Below are 16642 nucleotides of genomic sequence, written 5' to 3' on the forward strand. Positions count from 1 at the left end.
CAGGGGCGGGCGTTAACTTTTAGCCGGCTGGGTTGTCTATAAGCCGCTCCGCCGGGCGGCAATAGCCCGCGGCCTTCTTGCCTTGAACAACTCCATTTTTTCGGGAAAGCCCCGCTACCGCCACCGGGCCTGGCAGTGGTTTGTTGCGGTCCTCGTATTTGGACTGAGCGTCGCGCGTCCCGCCCGTGCCCAGGATGCTCCGCCCCTACCGCCTTCGGCCGATGTAGTGGACGTGGCCCGGCTGGCCTTCCCGCAGCTGGCCCCTCACGATTCGCTTTCCATGCAGCACGGCCAGAAGGCGCTGTTGGTAGTCCCCGTGCTCGGCTACACCCAGCAAACCGGCGGCATTGCGCAACTGGCCTTCAGCCTGGCTTTTGCCCGACCGGGCGCCAACGTGTCAACGGTGCTGGCCGGGGCGGCCTACACCGCCCACGACCAGCTTATTCTCACCGCCACCTCATCCATCTGGCTGCCCGACAACCGCTGGTACTTCGTAGGCGACTGGCGACTGATGCGCTACCCGCAAAGCACCTACGGCCTGGGCATGTACACCAGCACCACCGACCGCGTGGTGAGCATGAACTACGATTACCTGCGCATCTACGAAAGCGCGCTGCGGCGCGTGGCGCCCGCCTGGTACGCAGGCCTGGGCTACCAGCTCGACTATCACTGGGACATCGTGAGCCGCAATAACTTCCGCGAAGTGAGCCGGATTTCGCGCTACCGTTTCGGGGTCGAGGGCACATCCGTATCATCCGGCCCGGTGCTGGCGCTGTTGCACGATAGCCGCGCCAACGCCATCAACCCGCAGGGCGGCCGCTACCTCAGCACCCAGCTGCGCACCAACCTGAAAGCCCTGGGCAGCACCACCGCCTCCGAAATGCTGCTCATCGATGCGCGCACTTACCTGCATCCGTCGGCGCATTCCGCCAATATTCTGGCTTTCTGGTCTTATAACGCCGTCACCATTGCCGGCAACCCGCCCTTCCTCGACCTGCCCAGCACCGGCTGGGACACCTACAGCAACACCGGCCGCGGCTTCATCCAGGGCCGCTTTCGGGGCGATGACCTGCTCTATGGCGAAGTCGAGTACCGCTACGGCATCACCCGCAACCATTTGCTGGGCGGCGTGGTCTTCGCCAACGCCCAGAGCGTGACCGAGCAGGAAAGCCGCCGCTTCGAGCGCGTCATGCCCGCCGCCGGTGCCGGCCTGCGCCTACGGCTCAACAAGGTGTCCAACACCAACCTGGCCGTCGACTACGGCTTCGGGGCCGACGGCTCGCACGGCCTCAGCCTGAACCTGGGCGAGGTGTTTTGAGTAAACGCAGCAGGTTGAAAGAACGTCATGCTGAGCGCAGCTGAAGCATCTCGCGTGTGGCAGTAATTCAATTGATTGGGTTACTGCCACACGCGAGATGCTTCGGCTGCGCTCAGCATGACGTTCAAATACTTATTGGCTAGGCAGTTGCCCAAACCCCCAAACCTACTTCCCAAAGCCCCGCCAATCGGCTTACCTTTGGGGTTTCCTCACTCCCCCATTCCTGCATGAATTTTCCCCTTCGCAAGCTCGCCGCCATTGATATTGGGTCCAACGCCGTTCGTTGTCAGATATCGGCCGTGCTGTATTACGAAGGGCGCTACCGTCTCAAGCGCGTCGAGTACGTGCGATTTCCGATGCGGCTGGGCGAAGACGTGTTTGCCAGCGGCGAGATTTCGCCCGCCAAGGAAGAGAAATTCGTCAAGTTCCTGCACTCGCTGCGCCTGCTGATGGAAGTGCACGACGTGGCCCATTACCTTGTGTGCGCCACCTCGGCCATGCGCTCGGCGGCCAACGGCGCGGCCATTGCCGCCCGCGTGCGCCAGGAGCTCGGCATGGAAATCAAGGTCATCGACGGCCAAGACGAAGCCTTCTACATCAACCGCGTCATCGAGCACGTGCTGGAAGACAAGCGCCACTACCTGCACATCGACGTCGGCGGCGGCAGCACTGAGTTCAACATCTACCACGACCGCCGCAAGGTGGCCGCGCAGTCGTTCGAAATCGGCTCCATCCGCCGCATGCAGCAGGAAGAAAGCGGCGAGGCCGGCACCGAAGCCCAAGCCGAGCTCTGGGCCCGCATGGAAGCCTGGGTGCGCCACAACGCCCGCCAGTACCACGTCACGCGCGCCATCGGCACGGGCGGCAACATCAACAAAATCTTCAGCCTCACGTCGTCCGACCCCGACAAGCACATCACCCGCCGCGCCATCGAAACCACGCTCAACCGCCTCGCCGGCCTGAGCATGACCGAGCGCGTGAACGTGGCCATGCTCAACCCCGACCGCGCCGACGTCATCATTCCCGCCGGCCACATCTACCTCGCCGCCATGCAGTGGGCCAACGTCAGCACGATGGTCGTGCCCGACATCGGCCTGAAGGATGGCATGCTGCAAGCGCTATTCGAAGAGTTCTTCGACGAGATGAACCCCGATGGCGGCCACAACGCCCACCCACCCGTACCCGACGTGCAAAACAGCCCGGCGGAAATGGAGTAGTCGTCGGCCATTGCGAGGCCACAACCCGTGGCATCCGAAGTGCAGCGCAGCTAATTATTCCTCTCGGTGCAGAACGCCCAGGGATGTGACAAACTCCCCTTGAAACACAAAAGCCCCGACGTTACCAAACGTCGGGGCTTTTTGCATAGCTGGTTGCAGTGAGCGGCAGGATTAGCAATGCACTTCGTTTGCCGCGTGCCGTCACGCTCCGCTCGCAATGCTAAACGAGCCGCTACGCCTTCGTCGCGCCCACGGCTGCCTCGTCAATATGTCCCACGGGCGTAGCATCGTCGTCGCAGGCTTCATCCGGCTCGCAGTCGCCGCCCTCGCCGAACGAATCATCCGTCACTTCTGATGCTTTGGCTTCCATGGCCTCCAGCACCGATAGCGCCGCCGCATCTTCCGAGGCCTGCAGCGCAGCGGCTACATCAATCCGGCGCTGGTCCTGCACGCCCAACAGCGCCAGCAGGCCTTCGGGCGTGGCAGTAGCTAGTTGGGCCTCGTCGCGCTTAAAGAAGTCCTTGTGCACGTTCACCACCGGTTCGCCGGGCGCGGGGCGCTGGCGAATATACGCGCCATCCTCTCGCATCACGTAGCTATTCTGATTGTCCATCATGTTCATCATCAGAATATTAATGGCTTCCCGCCGCAGCTGCGGGTTCACAATCAGGAACAGCGCCTCAATGCGCCGGTCAAACGAGCGCACCATAATATCGGCCGAACCGGCGTACACCTTGGCATCGCCACCGTTGTGGAAGTAGAACAGGCGCGTGTGCTCCAGGTATTCGCCCACAATGCTGCGCACCTCGATGTTCTCGCTCAGCCCCGGCCGCCCCGGGCGCAGGCAGCAAATGCCGCGCACGATGAAGCGAATGGGTACGCCCGCCTTCGCCGCCTTGTAAAACTCGTCGATAATCTCCTTGTCCTCCAGGGAGTTCATCTTCATCACGATGCCGCTTTCGTGGCCTTTCTTCGCATGCTTCACTTCCTCGCGAATGAGGTGAATGAGCTGCTGGCGCATGTCCTTGGGCGCCGTGATGAGGTATTCGTAGTCGTCGGGCTGCGAGTGGCCGGTGATTACGTTGAAGAATTCCGACACATCGTGCCCGTACACATCATTGGTAGTCAGCAAGCTAACGTCAGTGTAGAGGCGCGAGGTTTGCTCGTTGTAGTTGCCCGAGCCGATGTGCACGTAGCGCGTCACCTTTTCGCCCTCCTTGCGGATAATCATGAGCAGCTTGGTGTGCGTCTTGTACTTGCTTACCCCATAAATCACGAAGCAGCCGGCCTTTTCCAGCCGCGCGCCTTCCCGAATGTTCTTCTCCTCATCAAAACGCGCCTTCACCTCAAACAGCACCGACACGTGCTTGCCGTTCTCCGCCGCCTTCAGCAGCGCGGCCGATACGCGCGAGTCGTCGGCCAGCCGGTAAATGGTTTGCTTGATGCCCAGCACGTGCGGGTCCACGGCCGCCTGTTCCAGCAGCCGCACCATCGGCTCGATGCTGTTATAGGGGTGGTGCAGCAGCACATCGTGGTGCTTGAGGTATTCAAATAGGTTCTCATCAGCACCCTCGGGCAAACTCAGCGGCTGCACCGAGGCGGGCATCTTGGCCGCGCGGCCCCGGAAGTTGGGGTGGCGCACAATCTGCCACAGGCCCTTCAAGTCAATCAATGAATTGATAACGAAGACGTTGCCGTTGTCGATGTTCCACCGCTCGCGCAGCACGTTCATCAGCACTGGTGAGGCGTTGGGCTCCACTTCCACGCGCACCACGCGGCCGCGCTTGCGGGTTTTCAGGCCCACCTGGATTTCCTTGATGAAGTCGTTATCGATATCATCCGACTCTTCCAGCGTGAAATCCCCGTTGCGGGTAATGCGGAACAAGTCGGCCGACACAATCTCCACGTTGCGGAACAGGCGCGGCAGAAACTCGCGCACCACTTCCTCAATCGGCACAAAAATCACCTTATCCTTGCGCGTGAGCTCGAAAAACCGCGTCAGGTTCTGCGGAATCTGCACGAAGGTGAGGCGCTCCTGCCCTTTCTCGGCCTCGCCATCGAGCCCCACGGCCAGGCCGTTACCGATGCGCGTGACGACCCCGAAGATGAGCATCTGGTTCATCATCAGCGGGAAGCCGTGGTACGAGTCGTACACCATCGGCGTGAGGAGCGGAAACACGGTGTTTTTGAAGTAGCCGTCGGCCTTCTTCACTTCCAGCTCCGTGAGGTCACTCATCTTCAGGATATTGAAGCCGTTCTTCTCGAAATTGGGCTTCAGCTCATTCAGATACGTCAGGCTCTGGTCGTTCACGAAACGGTGCGCAAAATCGAGCAGCTTGCGCCGAAACGGCAGCTCGCGCAATCCCGAGTAGTCGATGCGCTCCTTACCGTAATCGAGGTAATTATACAGCGAGCCCACCCGAATCATGAAAAACTCGTCGAGGTTGGAGCTGGTGATGGCCAGAAACTTCAGCTTATCAAACAGGCCCCGGCCGGCGTCCTGCACCTGGTCGAGCACCCGGTAGTTGAACCGCAGCCAGCTTAAATCGCGGCTGATGTACTTGCTTTTGCGGATAAGGTCGGAGGACTTGAAGAGCTTCATAAAGTGGATAGTGGAATGCGGGGCAAAATACGCTAGCCGCCGCCCGTAAATAAGCTATTACGTGGAAATAATGGCCGTGGCCTCAATTTCCACCAACAATCGCGGGTCAATCAGCGCCCGCACTTCCACCATCGAAGTCACCGGTCGGATTTCCCCGAACACTTCGCCGTGCGCCCGCCCCACAGCTTCCCATTGCGCAATGTCCGTCACGAAAATGCGCGTGCGTACCACGTCTTCAAACGTGGCACCGGCCGCTTTCAGTGCCTCGCCGATTTTCTCCAGCACCCGCTTAGCCTGAGCATAAATGTCAGCCCCGCCCGTAACCACGTCGCCGTCCTGCGCGGTGGTGCCGGCCACTTCCACCACGTTGCCCACGCGCACGGCACGGGAGTAGCCCACGATGGGCTCCCAAAGCGCGCCGGAAGAAATTAGTTGTCGCATCAGTTCCTAAAGTTGCTTCTGCTTCACATGAAGCATCCCGTCACAAAACAAGCCAAAAAAGGAAGGGCAGCCGCATGCGGCTACCCTTCCTGAATCCACAAAATCCGTTAAATCTGCGGTCTAGACGTCCAGCTTGGCGTATTTGGCGTTGCGCTCAATGAAGTCGCGGCGCGGGGCCACTTCGTCGCCCATCAGCATCGAGAACAGGTGGTCGGCTTCGGCGGCCGACTCTACCGTTACCTGCTTCAGGGTGCGGGTAATGGGCTGCATGGTGGTCGTCCAGAGCTGCTCGGCATTCATCTCGCCGAGGCCTTTGTAGCGCTGCACATTCACCGTTTCGGGCTTGCCGCGGCCGAGGTCTTCCTGAGCCTGCTGGCGCTCCTCTTCGGTCCAACAGTAGCGCTCCTCCTTGCCGCGCTTCACGAGGTAGAGCGGCGGCAGGGCGATGTAGATGTAGCCCCGGTCCACCAGCTCGCGCATGTAGCGGAAGAAGAAGGTCAGAATCAGCGTGCGGATGTGCGAGCCGTCGATGTCGGCGTCGGTCATGATGATGACCTTATGGTAGCGCAGCTTGTCGAAGTTCAGCGGGCCGGTTTCCACGCCCGTATCATCGGTGGTGAAGGCCAGCGACTTGCGCTCGTTGAAGCTCACGCCCAACGCGGTAATCATGTTCCGGATTTCCTCGTTTTCCAGAATGCGGTGCTCCTGGGCTTTTTCCACGTTCAGGATTTTGCCGCGCAGCGGCATGATGGCCTGGAACGCACGGTTACGTCCCTGCTTGGCGGTGCCGCCAGCCGAGTCACCTTCGACGAGGTACAGTTCGCAGATGGCGGGGTCCGACTCCGAGCAGTCGGCCAGCTTGCCCGGCAGGCTGTTCGAGGAAAGCACACCCTTGCGCTGCACCATGTCCTTGGCCTTGCGGGCGGCGATGCGAGCTTTAGCGGCCAGAATTACCTTCTCCATGATGCGGTTGGCCTGGTTGGGGTTCTCGTCCAGGTACTGCGTCAGGATTTCGCCCACCACCGAGTTCACGGCGCCGCTCACTTCGGAGTTGCCGAGCTTGGTTTTGGTCTGGCCTTCGAACTGCGGCTCCATCACCTTCACCGAGATAACGGCCGTGAGGCCCTCGCGGAAGTCGTCGCCGGTGATTTCTACTTTGGCTTTTTCGAACAGCTTGTTCTTGTCGCCGTAGTTTTTCAGCACCCGCGTCACGGCCGAGCGGAAGCCCGCCACGTGCGTGCCACCCTCGATGGTGTTGATGTTGTTGACGTAGGAATAGACGTTTTCCTGGTACGAGGTATTGTACTGCAGGGCCACTTCCACGGGCGTGCCGCCCTTCTCGCTCTCCACGTAAATAGGCTCCGAGAGCAGCGAAGGCCGCTGCTCGCCGTCGAGGTACTGCACAAAGTCGCGCAGGCCGCCGGTCGAGTAAAACTCTTCGCCGCGGAAGCTACCGTCGGGCAGCGTTTCGCGCCGGTCGGTAAGCGTAATGCGAATGCCCTTGTTGAGGTACGAAAGGTCGCGCAGGCGCGAGGCCACGGTGTCGTAGCGGTACTCGGTTTCGGAGAAGATGCTGGCGTCGGGCAGGAACTGCACCTCGGTGCCGTGTTCGGCGGTGTCGCCCACTTCCTTCACCGGGTACTGCGGGAAGCCGATTTTATACTCTTGCTCGTACTTGTGGCCGTTGCGGCGCACAGTTACCTTCAGGTCGGTGCTCAGCGCGTTCACGCAGCTCACGCCCACGCCGTGCAGGCCGCCGGACACCTTGTAGGAGCCCTTGTCAAACTTGCCGCCGGCGTGCAACACGGTCAGCACCACTTCGAGGGCCGACTTGCCCTCCTTAGCGTGCCAGTCGACGGGGATGCCGCGGCCGTTGTCGCGGACGGTGATGGAGTTGTTTTCGTTGATGGTAACGTTAATCAGGTCGCAGTGCCCGGCGAGGGCTTCGTCGATGGAGTTATCGACCACTTCCCACACCAGGTGGTGCAGGCCTTTGAGGCCGGTGTCGCCGATGTACATGCTGGGCCGTTTGCGCACGGCCTCCAGCCCTTCGAGTACTTGAATGCTGTCGGCTGAATAGTCCGACTGGGGAATGTTTGCGGTGGTTTCGCTCATGAGGGCGGGATTAAATCAGGTCGTTAAACAGCCTAATAGGCTGCCAGGTACTGAACACTCAAAAGTACATATTTAATCCCATTTTAAGTAGTTTTCGCGGTTTTTTTCCCGGGATTTTTTCATTTTTATCCTTGCTTTTCAAGGCGTTGACGCCAAGTATTTCAGGCTCACCGGTTAGGAGCCGCCACAGGGCCCGGAAACGACAAAAGCCACCCCGGTGGGGTGGCTTTTGCTAGGACTTGGTGGCCCCGTTTGGATTCGAACCAAAGACCGACTACTTAGAAGGTAGTTGCTCTATCCAGCTGAGCTACGGGGTCGAAAACGGGGCAACAAGTCGGGGTGGCAGGATTCGAACCTACGACCTCCTGGTCCCAAACCAGGCGCGATACCGGGCTACGCTACACCCCGAAAAAAATAATGTTGAGTCAGAAAAGCGACTTGTTGGTTGGAGCCCCAACGAGCTGCTTTCGCAACCCAACATTATAGTGGAGAAGGGGGGATTCGAACCCCCGGTAACCTTTAGAGCTACGGCAGTTTAGCAAACTACTGGTTTCAGCCACTCACCCACTTCTCCGGCTGTCTTCGCTTCCGTTCGAAGCGGGTGCAAATATACGGGCCGATATCAAAGAGCCGCACTTTTTGCGAAAAATTTATCAGAAAATCGAAAAAAGATGTCGGCCCCGTTTGGCTACTTCCGAGGGCCTGACCAGCCATTCGGCCGTAATATTGGGGCCTAACAAAACGTAACTTGCTGAACTGGGCGTATCCTGATTTTACCGCGGCCGCGCTGGCACTGGCCGTGGCCCTGCTCCTGCTGGGGTGGCACTGGCAGCGCGGCGGCCGGCTGGCGCGCTTGCTGGGCAGCCGCGCCCGGCACCGCGGCTGGAAAACCGTGCTGCGAGTAGCAGCCGGCGCGCTGCTGCTGGCGGCGGCGCTGGGCCCGTCGCTGGGCGTGAGCCAGAGCACCGTGCGCACCGCCGGCAAAGACGTGTGGCTATTAGTGGATGTATCGCGCTCGATGGACGCGCCCGACGTGGCCCCCTCTCGCCTGCTGCGCACCCAGGCCGAGCTGCGCGAGCTGGTGGCCCAGTTCCCGGCCGACCGGCTGGGCGTGGTGGCGTTTGGGGCGGAAGCCGTGGTGCAGTGCCCGCTGACTTATGACCAGGAGGCCGTACTCACGTTTCTGGGCACGCTGCGCACGGGGCTGCTGCCGCCCGGTCCCACCACCCTGCGCGCGCCATTGGAACTGGTACTGGCTAGGTTGAGCGCGACTCCGGTGCGGCCGGCAGCGACTTCGGCGACGGCCACGCCGCCCCGGGCCACGGCGCTGGTGGTGGCCAGTGATGGCGAAGATTTCGGCGAAAACCTGGAGCCGACGCTGCGGGCGCTGGCCCGCACCGGGGCGCGGGTGTACCCGGTGGGCGTGGGCACGGCGGTGGGCAGCAAGATTCCCACAGCCAGCGGCGGCTTCATCGTGGATGGCCGGGGCCAGCCGGCCCTGACGCGGCTGCGCGAGGCTCCGCTGCTGCAACTGGCGGCACAGACCGGCGGACAGTATTTCGCCTTGAATAATCAGGCCAACGGCTTCGAGCCGCTGCTGCGGGCACTGCGGGCGATGCAGGGCCCGGCCGAGCAGGTGCGCACCGTAGCCGTGGCCGACAACCGCTACCGCTACCCGCTGGCCGCCGCGCTGTTGCTGCTGGCGCTGGACGTGGTGCTCACCGTAACTGTTATTCGCCCATGAAAACCGGTGCGTTACTACTGTTATTGGTGCTGGGTGTGCCGGGCCTGCGGCTGCTCACGATGGTGCGCGACCGCAATGTGGCGGTAGCCGATGCCACCGCTGCTTACCGGCAAGGTGAGGCGCTGTTAGCTGCTCACCAATTCGAAAATGCCTTGGCTACAGCCAGCCCGCGCACCACGCCCGACCCGCGCCTGGTGCTAAACTTAGGACACGCGCAGACCCGCGCCGGGCTGTTTGGCGCGGCGCAAGCCACCTATGGGCGACTGCTGACGGGCAGCCCGGCCCGCCTGAGCAGCGTGGCCCGCCAGCAGTTGGCGGTGCTGGCGGCCGGGCGCGGCGAGCTGGCGCAGGCGGCCAGTCTGCTGCGCCAGGCCATTATTCTGGACCCCACCAACGCCGGCGCGCGCTACGATTTCGAGGTGGTGAGCGACTATCTGGCCCGACGGCCCAACCGCCCGCAGCTGCCTCCACCGCTCCCACCCGGCGCGTCGAAGGATGCAGCCCCCAAAGCGGCCCCGGAGAAGAACGGTGCGCAGCCTAATAATCCCGCTGAAAAAGAAGGCACCGACCGCAAGGGCGAAGTCAACGACACAAAGCCGGCCCCCGACGCCAACACGCCGCCCGCCCCACGCCCCGATGCAGCCGGGCAGCCCGACAACCGCCAGCCTTCGGCGCTGCCGGGCGCGGCGGCCGGCAACCGCACGCCCGGGGATGGCACGCCACAGCCCACTGCCAGCGGCGACACGCCCGGCACCCAACGCGGGCTCGACCGCAGCGCAGCAACTGGCGGCACCACACCCAACAACCGGAGCAACCGGCCCGGCTCGGAAGCAGCCACGGGAGCAGATTTGTCGCTGCAAACGCAGCGCGAGCGGCTGCAAGCCATGAGTTTGAGCCCAGCGCAGGCCCGCCAACTACTGGAGACGCTGCGGGCACAGGAGCAGCAGTACCTGCAGCAGCGCCCGCGCCCGGCGGCGCAAAAGGCAGACCCGAACCGGCCGACGTGGTAGGGTGTTGGACAGATTTCATTGAGCGTCATGCTGAGCGCAGTCGAAGCATCTCGCTTGTAGTAGTAATTCCCTTAACTAACGATTGAATTATTAGCGGCACGCGAGATGCTTCGGCTACGCTCAGCATGACGTTTTATACTGGTTCAGTTTAAACATCTAACCCTAACGCCGGGCCACGGCGGCATTCTCCGTACTTTTGCGGCCAGATTCAACCTCCCACCCCCAACCCTTTCAGTTTCCTGATTATGCAGATTAAAGAAGTTGTCATCATCTCGGCCGTACGCACGCCGATTGGCTCGTTTGGCGGGGCCCTCGCTTCGTTGTCGGCTACCGAGCTGGGCGGCATTGCCTTGAAGGGCGCGCTCGACAAGGCCGGCGTGGCCGGTTCGGAAGTGAACCAGGTGATTATGGGCAACGTGATTTCGGCCAACCTGGGCCAGGCGCCGGCCCGCCAGGCGGCCAAGAAAGCCGGCCTGCCCGATACTGTGGAGTGCACGACCGTGAACAAGGTGTGCGCCTCAGGTTCGAAAGCCATTATGATGGCCGCCCAGAGCATCATGCTGGGGCAATCGGACGTGGTGCTGGCCGGCGGCATGGAGAGTATGAGCAACGTGCCCTACTACCTCGACAAAAACCGTTTCGGGGCCAAATACGGCAACGGGCAGGTGATTGACGGCCTCGTGCGCGACGGCCTCTGGGACCCCTACAACGACTACGCCATGGGCAACGCGGCCGAGAACACGGCCAAGGAAATGGGCATCACCCGCGAGCAGCAGGATGCCTTCGCCATCGAGAGCTACACCCGCAGCGCCGCCGCCGCCAAAGCCGGCAAGAAGAAGGACGAAATCGTGCCCGTGAGCATCGAGAGCCGCGGCAAAACCACGGTGATTGAGGACGATGAGGAGTACCTGAAAGTGGATTTCGCCAAGTTGCCCGGCCTGCGCCCGGCCTTCACCAAGGACGGCACCGTGACGGCCGCCAACGCTTCGACCCTGAACGACGGCGCCGCCGCTGTACTGCTGATGAGCCGCGAGAAAGCCGACGAGCTGGGTCTGAAGCCCATCGGCCGCATCCTAGGCTTCGCCGATGCCGAGCAGGCGCCGGAGTGGTTCACGACTTCGCCCTCGCTGGCGATTCCGAAGGCGTTGAAAAACGCTGGCAAAACAGCCGCCGACGTGGATTTCTACGAAATCAACGAAGCTTTCTCGGTGGTAAGCCTGGCCAATAATAAGCTATTGAATCTGGAAGGCACCAAGGTGAATGCCTACGGCGGCGCCGTGAGCCTGGGCCACCCGCTGGGTGCGTCGGGTGCGCGCATTGTGACCACGTTGATGAGCGTGCTGAAGAACGAAGGCGGTAAAATCGGCGTCACGGGCATCTGCAACGGCGGCGGCGGTGCCAGCGCCATTGTGGTGGAAGCGCTCTAGTTTTTGCACTACTGATTTAAAAAAGCCCCGCCGGATAAAATCGGCGGGGCTTTTTTTGGCCTGAATTTTAGCAAGCCCTTCCATCTGCACGGAAATAGCAATTCCTGCGTTCTTTCGCCTATGAAATACTTACTGCCTTTTTTTCTGCTGCTGCTGGCGGTGCCTTCGCACGGGCAGCGGCTGAAACGTTTGATTACCTACTACGACTCGCTGAAGGTACACAAGCATGAGGTGTATTCGGCGCTGGTGGCAGCCGATACCGTGCCGCAGGGCTCGTACAAGCGGTTTTACCGCAACGGCAAGCTGGAGCAGCAAACCAGTTTCCGGCAGGGCAAGCGCGACTCTGCTTATGTAGAGTTTCACCCGACGGGCACGCGGCGGCTGGAGGCTACTTACGTGGACGGGATTCGCCAGGGGCCGTTCAAAACGTATTACGATGACGGGAAAGTGGCCCAGGCCGGTTTTTTCGTAGACGACGAGCCTAACGGAGAGCTCACTTATTATCATCCGGATGGCTCGGTTCGCCTGAAAACCACCTTGGTGAAGGGCCAGCCCAACGGCGCGCTGAAGGCCGTGTACCCCGATGGTAAAACCCAGGCGGAAGTGAACTACGAGAACGGCCAGCCCAATGGTGCGGTGAAGTTTTACTACCCCAACGGTGTGGTGCAGAGCGAGGGCACTTTCACAAAAGGGTTGTTATCGGGGCCTTACATCACGCGCTACCCCAATAACCAGATTGAGGTGGAGGTGCTGGCCGATAAGAACGGGCGCGGCCGCTACCGCAGCTACTACCAGAGCGGCAAGCTGCAGACCGAGAGCACCTACGCCCCCGCTCCGCTGGCGCAGCGCCCGGTGAAAAACCAGCTCGGCGACGACCTCACCAAGCGCGTGATGCCACCCACCGGCACTACCGCCCTCGATGGGCCGGCCACCAGCTACTTTGAGAGCGGCCAGGTAAAAAGCAAGCTCACCTACCGCAACGGCATCCCGACGGGCAAGGGCGTGGAGTACTTCGTGAGCGGCAACCCACACGAGGAAACCGACTACAGCAACGCCGGCAAGGACCGCAAAATCACGCGCTACCAGGATGCCGCCGGCAAGCTGGTGCAGGCAGAGGAGCAGTATAAGAACAACCGGCCGGCCGGTACTTGGCGCGAGTTCTATCCTGATGGAAAATCCCCGCGCAAAACCGAAACCTACGGCCCCAGCGGCCGGCTGGTGGGCGACCGCATTACCTATTTCGAGAATGGCCAAGTGCAGAACCGCCAGCCCTACCTGAACGGCTTTCTGGGTGGCGTGGGGCAGGAATATTTCCCCTCGGGCAAGCTGCGCAAGGAAACCACCTACGTGCGCAGCCAGATTCAGGGCCCCTTCCGAGAGCTGCGCGAGGATGGCACCGTGGCCGTGAGTGGCCAGTACCGCAACAGCCGCCAAAGCGGCGTGTGGACCTACTACCAAGCCGACGGCACCACCGTGGACCGCACCGTGACCTACCGCAACGGCCAGCAGGTGACGGACCCCGTGAAGCAGCCTAAAGCCAAGCCCCGCGCGCCGCTGAAGCGGAAGTAGTGGTGAAGCTGGATTCGTTCGAAATGTTATGCAGAGCGCAGCGAAGCATCTTGCCCGTCACCGCTCTTTTCTTGCGTTCGAATTGCGTTGGGCGGTAAAGATGCTACGCTCTGCATAACGGACGCTAAACAACCACCTGCGCGCAGGCTCCGACCAATTGGTCGGGGCTTTTTTGCTTTTAGAAAGATTTTGGAGTTGCCCGGGCAACCGTGAAAAGCAACCCTGCATCTGACATCCCGAACCCCAAGCCCGCAAAACGGTTGGGCGCACCAAACGTTGAAAAAATATTTTCAACGCTTACAATCTGAATTTCAACTGGTAACAATTTCGAAAGCGTGGCTTAACAGAAATTTATTTTACCAGTACCTTGCGTTACAAAGTACCTGTTCTACATTTGTTCCATCCAACGCCTAGTAGCTGCCGAAAGCTTGTACCAAAGACGGCCCGCTAGCTGGCGCGGATTTTCACTCACCGGGGTTTCGGGCCCCGGACTCCTCCCTCCCCCAGCGGAACCGCGGCCGCTGCCGGACCTGAGCCGCCCCTCGCCCGACCTCATCTTTTTTGCTGCACCATGAAAACCCTTTTCACCGCCTTCACCGCATCTTCCCTGAGCCGCCTGTTGCTGGGCGCGGCCGCTGTCACGATTTTTCCGCTGGGCGCAGCTACTGCCCAAACCGCCGGGGCCGGCAGCATCAGCGGCCGCCTGGTGGAAGCCGGCACGAAAACGCCCGTGCCCTTCTCCGACGTGCTGCTGTTGCGCGCCGCCGATTCCACCTTCGTGGCCGTGGCCCAGACCACCGAGCAGGGCGGCTTTAGGGCCCTGAACCTGCCGTATGGCACTTACCTGCTGCGCGTGCAGGATTTGAACTACCGCGTGTTGCGCCGCCGCTTCAACCTCACGGCCAGCGCGCCCACCATCGAATTCCCTACGTTTGAAATGGCGGCTGCCGCTGCTACCAAGCTGAGCGAAGTGGTGGTAACGGGCCAGAAGGCGGCCGTGGTGGAAGACCTCGGCAAGCGCGTGATTAACGTGGACAAGGACCTGGGCAGCGTGGGCGGCACGGCGGCCAACGTGCTGCAAAACGTGCCCTCGGTGAGCGTGGACGTGAACGGCACGGTTTCGATGCGCGGCACTTCCAACGTGACCATTCTGATTGATGGCAAGCCGGCCGGCGTGAGCAACGGTGGCACCGGCGGCCCCCGCCTCGACCAGATTCCGGCCTCGCGCATTGCCCAGGTGGAGGTGATTACCAACCCTTCGGCCAAGTACGACGCGGCCGGCGGCGGCGGGGTTATCAACCTGATTACCAAAAAGGAAACCCGCACGGGCACCAACGGCACGGCCGCCATCAACCTGGGCACGGCCGACAAATACAGCGGCACGCTGAACCTGAGCCGCAAGGTGGGCAAAGCCACCTGGACCGCCGGCTACGATGGCCGCGACGTGACCTACCGCAGCCACGGCCACAGCGAGCAAACCGCCGTGCTGAGCCCCACTGAAACCGTGCGTACCACCCAGCAGGGCGTAGGTAGCGAAACCCACCGCAACCACTCGGTGCGCGTGGGCGTGGAGCTGGAACTGCCCAAAAACCAGAGCCTGAGCCTGAACGTGAGCCCCGGCACCGAGCGCAACCTCGAAGGCGAAGGCCAGGACCTGACCCAGCAAACCAACAACGGCCCGGTGCAGCGCACCCGCGGCCGCCAGGACCTCGACGTGAAAGTGAAGATTCTGGAAGCCGATGGCAACTACCGCCGCACCTGGGAGGCCCACAAAGGCCGCGAGCTGACGGCCAACTTCGGCAGCATCATCATCGATGCCAACGTGCCGGTGGTGCAGCGGCAGTACGCCGAGGCTGGCTCGGCGGGCGTGCCGCAGCCGGGTACCCGGCAGCAGCTCGACTTGCTGGCCAACATCCAGTACGGGCAGGTGGACTACGTGCACCCGCTGGCCGACGGCAAGGGCCGCCTCGAAACCGGCGCTAAACTAGAGCGCCAGGGCAACCACGGCAGCAACAGCTTCGGCTACGCCGCCAGCGAAACCCGTCCCAACGATTTCGTGAACGACCCCGCCCGCTCGCTCACCTACACCTCCAACCAGGTGGTGCCCGCCGCCTACGTGACCGCCCAGCACAGCCTCGGCAGCAAGTGGAACGCCCAGGCCGGCCTGCGGGCCGAGTATACCTACCTGAGTGGCAGTATCGAAGGTGGCGCGGGCATTGCCCAGCGCGGCAGCCTGCAGCAGGACTACCTGAGCTTCTTCCCTTCGGCCCTCATCAGCCGCGAGCTGGGCAAGGAAGCCGGCCAGAACCGCCTGCAACTGAGCTACGCCCGCCGCCTGAACCGCCCCAACTTTATGCAGCAGCTGCCGCTGGCCATTTACCAGGACCCGCGCAGCTACCGCCTCGGCAACCCGCGTTTGCAGGCCGAATTCAGCCACAACATTGAGCTGGGCCACCAAATCACCATCGGGCAGGCCACCATCACCAGCACCGGCTTTGCCCGCATCACCACTAACTCCATCCAGCGCCTGCGCTTTGTGGATACCACCGCTACCCGCCTGGCCGGGGCCGGCGCGGGCCTCGTGACCGCCGAAACCTACGACAACCTGGGCACCACCACCAACCTCGGGGCCGAATTCAGCCTGAACCAGCCGCTGGCCAAGTGGTGGCGCCTGAACGCCAGCACCAGCCTCTACCGCGCCCAGATTGCCGGCAACGGCGTGGGCAACAACCGCACGGCTTTCATCGCCACGGCCCGCCTCACCAACAATTTCACCATCCGGCCCACGCTGGATGTGCAGCTGAGCGGCAACGTGCGCTCGGCCCAGCTCACGGCCCAGGGCCGGCAGCTGGCCCAGGGGCAAATTGACCTGGCCCTGCGCCAGCGCCTGTTCTCCGACCGCGCCGCCCTCACCCTGCGCATCGCCGACCTGCTGAACACCCAGCAGTACCGCAACGAAATTGCCACCGACGCCCTGAGCAGCACCCGCTACTCGAAAGACGAAAGCCGCGTGGGCTGGCTGGGCTTCACCTGGTACATCGGGGCCAGCAAGGCCAAGCCCGGCCGCATCGAGGCCGCACCCCAGGGCGGCGGCGGCTTCGGCGGCTGATTTTTACCACTCCCGAAATGCCCGCGCTTTTCTCGCCTTTCCTTTTCTGCAAACAGCCCCGTCGTCCGCTCGTTCGGCGGCGGGGCTTAT

General features: G+C 62.0%; 10 protein-coding genes and 3 tRNA genes. 7 read left to right on the forward strand and 6 right to left on the reverse strand.

Annotated features, from left to right (window positions below; genetic code table 11):
• Positions 1–82: 82 nt before the first annotated feature.
• Positions 83–1318, forward strand: a complete 1236-nt coding sequence (locus tag MON38_RS00475; protein ID WP_241934171.1) for a BamA/TamA family outer membrane protein — start codon at positions 83–85, stop codon at positions 1316–1318.
• Positions 1319–1545: 227 nt separating this feature from the next.
• On the forward strand, positions 1546–2535 hold the full coding sequence (locus tag MON38_RS00480; RefSeq protein WP_241934172.1) for a Ppx/GppA phosphatase family protein: 990 nt from the start codon (positions 1546–1548) through the stop codon (positions 2533–2535).
• A 232-nt stretch (positions 2536–2767) separates the two neighbouring features.
• Here the strand turns inward: MON38_RS00480 and ppk1 are convergent, their stop codons facing one another.
• The 6 genes from ppk1 to MON38_RS00510 form a co-directional block, all read right to left on the reverse strand.
• Positions 2768–5137 carry a polyphosphate kinase 1 gene (gene ppk1 / locus MON38_RS00485; protein ID WP_241934173.1) on the reverse strand — a complete coding sequence of 790 codons (2370 nt, stop codon included), beginning with the start codon at positions 5135–5137 and terminating at the stop codon, positions 2768–2770.
• A gap of 57 nt (positions 5138–5194) precedes the next feature.
• Positions 5195–5578: a RidA family protein gene (locus tag MON38_RS00490; RefSeq protein WP_338423741.1), complete on the reverse strand. Its 384-nt coding sequence runs from the start codon at positions 5576–5578 to the stop codon at positions 5195–5197.
• 120 nt (positions 5579–5698) lie between these two features.
• Positions 5699–7693, reverse strand: a complete 1995-nt coding sequence (gyrB, locus tag MON38_RS00495) for a DNA topoisomerase (ATP-hydrolyzing) subunit B (RefSeq protein ID WP_241934174.1) — start codon at positions 7691–7693, stop codon at positions 5699–5701.
• A 240-nt stretch (positions 7694–7933) separates the two neighbouring features.
• Positions 7934–8010: transfer RNA gene (locus MON38_RS00500), tRNA-Arg, on the reverse strand.
• 17 nt (positions 8011–8027) lie between these two features.
• Positions 8028–8101: transfer RNA gene (locus MON38_RS00505), tRNA-Pro, on the reverse strand.
• Positions 8102–8179: 78 nt separating this feature from the next.
• Positions 8180–8267 (reverse strand) — tRNA-Ser (locus MON38_RS00510).
• 174 nt (positions 8268–8441) lie between these two features.
• Here MON38_RS00510 and MON38_RS00515 point away from each other — a divergent pair.
• The 5 genes from MON38_RS00515 to MON38_RS00535 all read left to right on the forward strand — a co-directional run bounded on the left by MON38_RS00515 (position 8442) and on the right by MON38_RS00535 (position 16552).
• Positions 8442–9437 (forward strand): VWA domain-containing protein, encoded by a 996-nt coding sequence (locus MON38_RS00515; RefSeq protein ID WP_241934175.1) that lies wholly within the window; start codon positions 8442–8444, stop codon positions 9435–9437.
• Positions 9434–10447 (forward strand): hypothetical protein, encoded by a 1014-nt coding sequence (locus MON38_RS00520; RefSeq protein WP_241934176.1) that lies wholly within the window; start codon positions 9434–9436, stop codon positions 10445–10447. Before MON38_RS00515 ends, MON38_RS00520 begins: the two co-directional genes overlap by 4 nt.
• Positions 10448–10692: 245 nt before the next feature.
• Positions 10693–11874: an acetyl-CoA C-acyltransferase gene (locus MON38_RS00525; RefSeq protein WP_241934177.1), complete on the forward strand. Its 1182-nt coding sequence runs from the start codon at positions 10693–10695 to the stop codon at positions 11872–11874.
• A gap of 120 nt (positions 11875–11994) precedes the next feature.
• On the forward strand, positions 11995–13443 hold the full coding sequence (locus MON38_RS00530; protein WP_241934178.1) for a toxin-antitoxin system YwqK family antitoxin: 1449 nt from the start codon (positions 11995–11997) through the stop codon (positions 13441–13443).
• A 571-nt stretch (positions 13444–14014) separates the two neighbouring features.
• Complete coding sequence (locus MON38_RS00535; RefSeq protein WP_241934179.1) at positions 14015–16552, forward strand: TonB-dependent receptor; 2538 nt, start codon at positions 14015–14017, stop codon at positions 16550–16552.
• Positions 16553–16642 lie beyond the last annotated feature (90 nt).

The organism is Hymenobacter cyanobacteriorum (genome assembly GCF_022631375.1).
Lineage (GTDB): Bacteria > Bacteroidota > Bacteroidia > Cytophagales > Hymenobacteraceae > Hymenobacter > Hymenobacter cyanobacteriorum.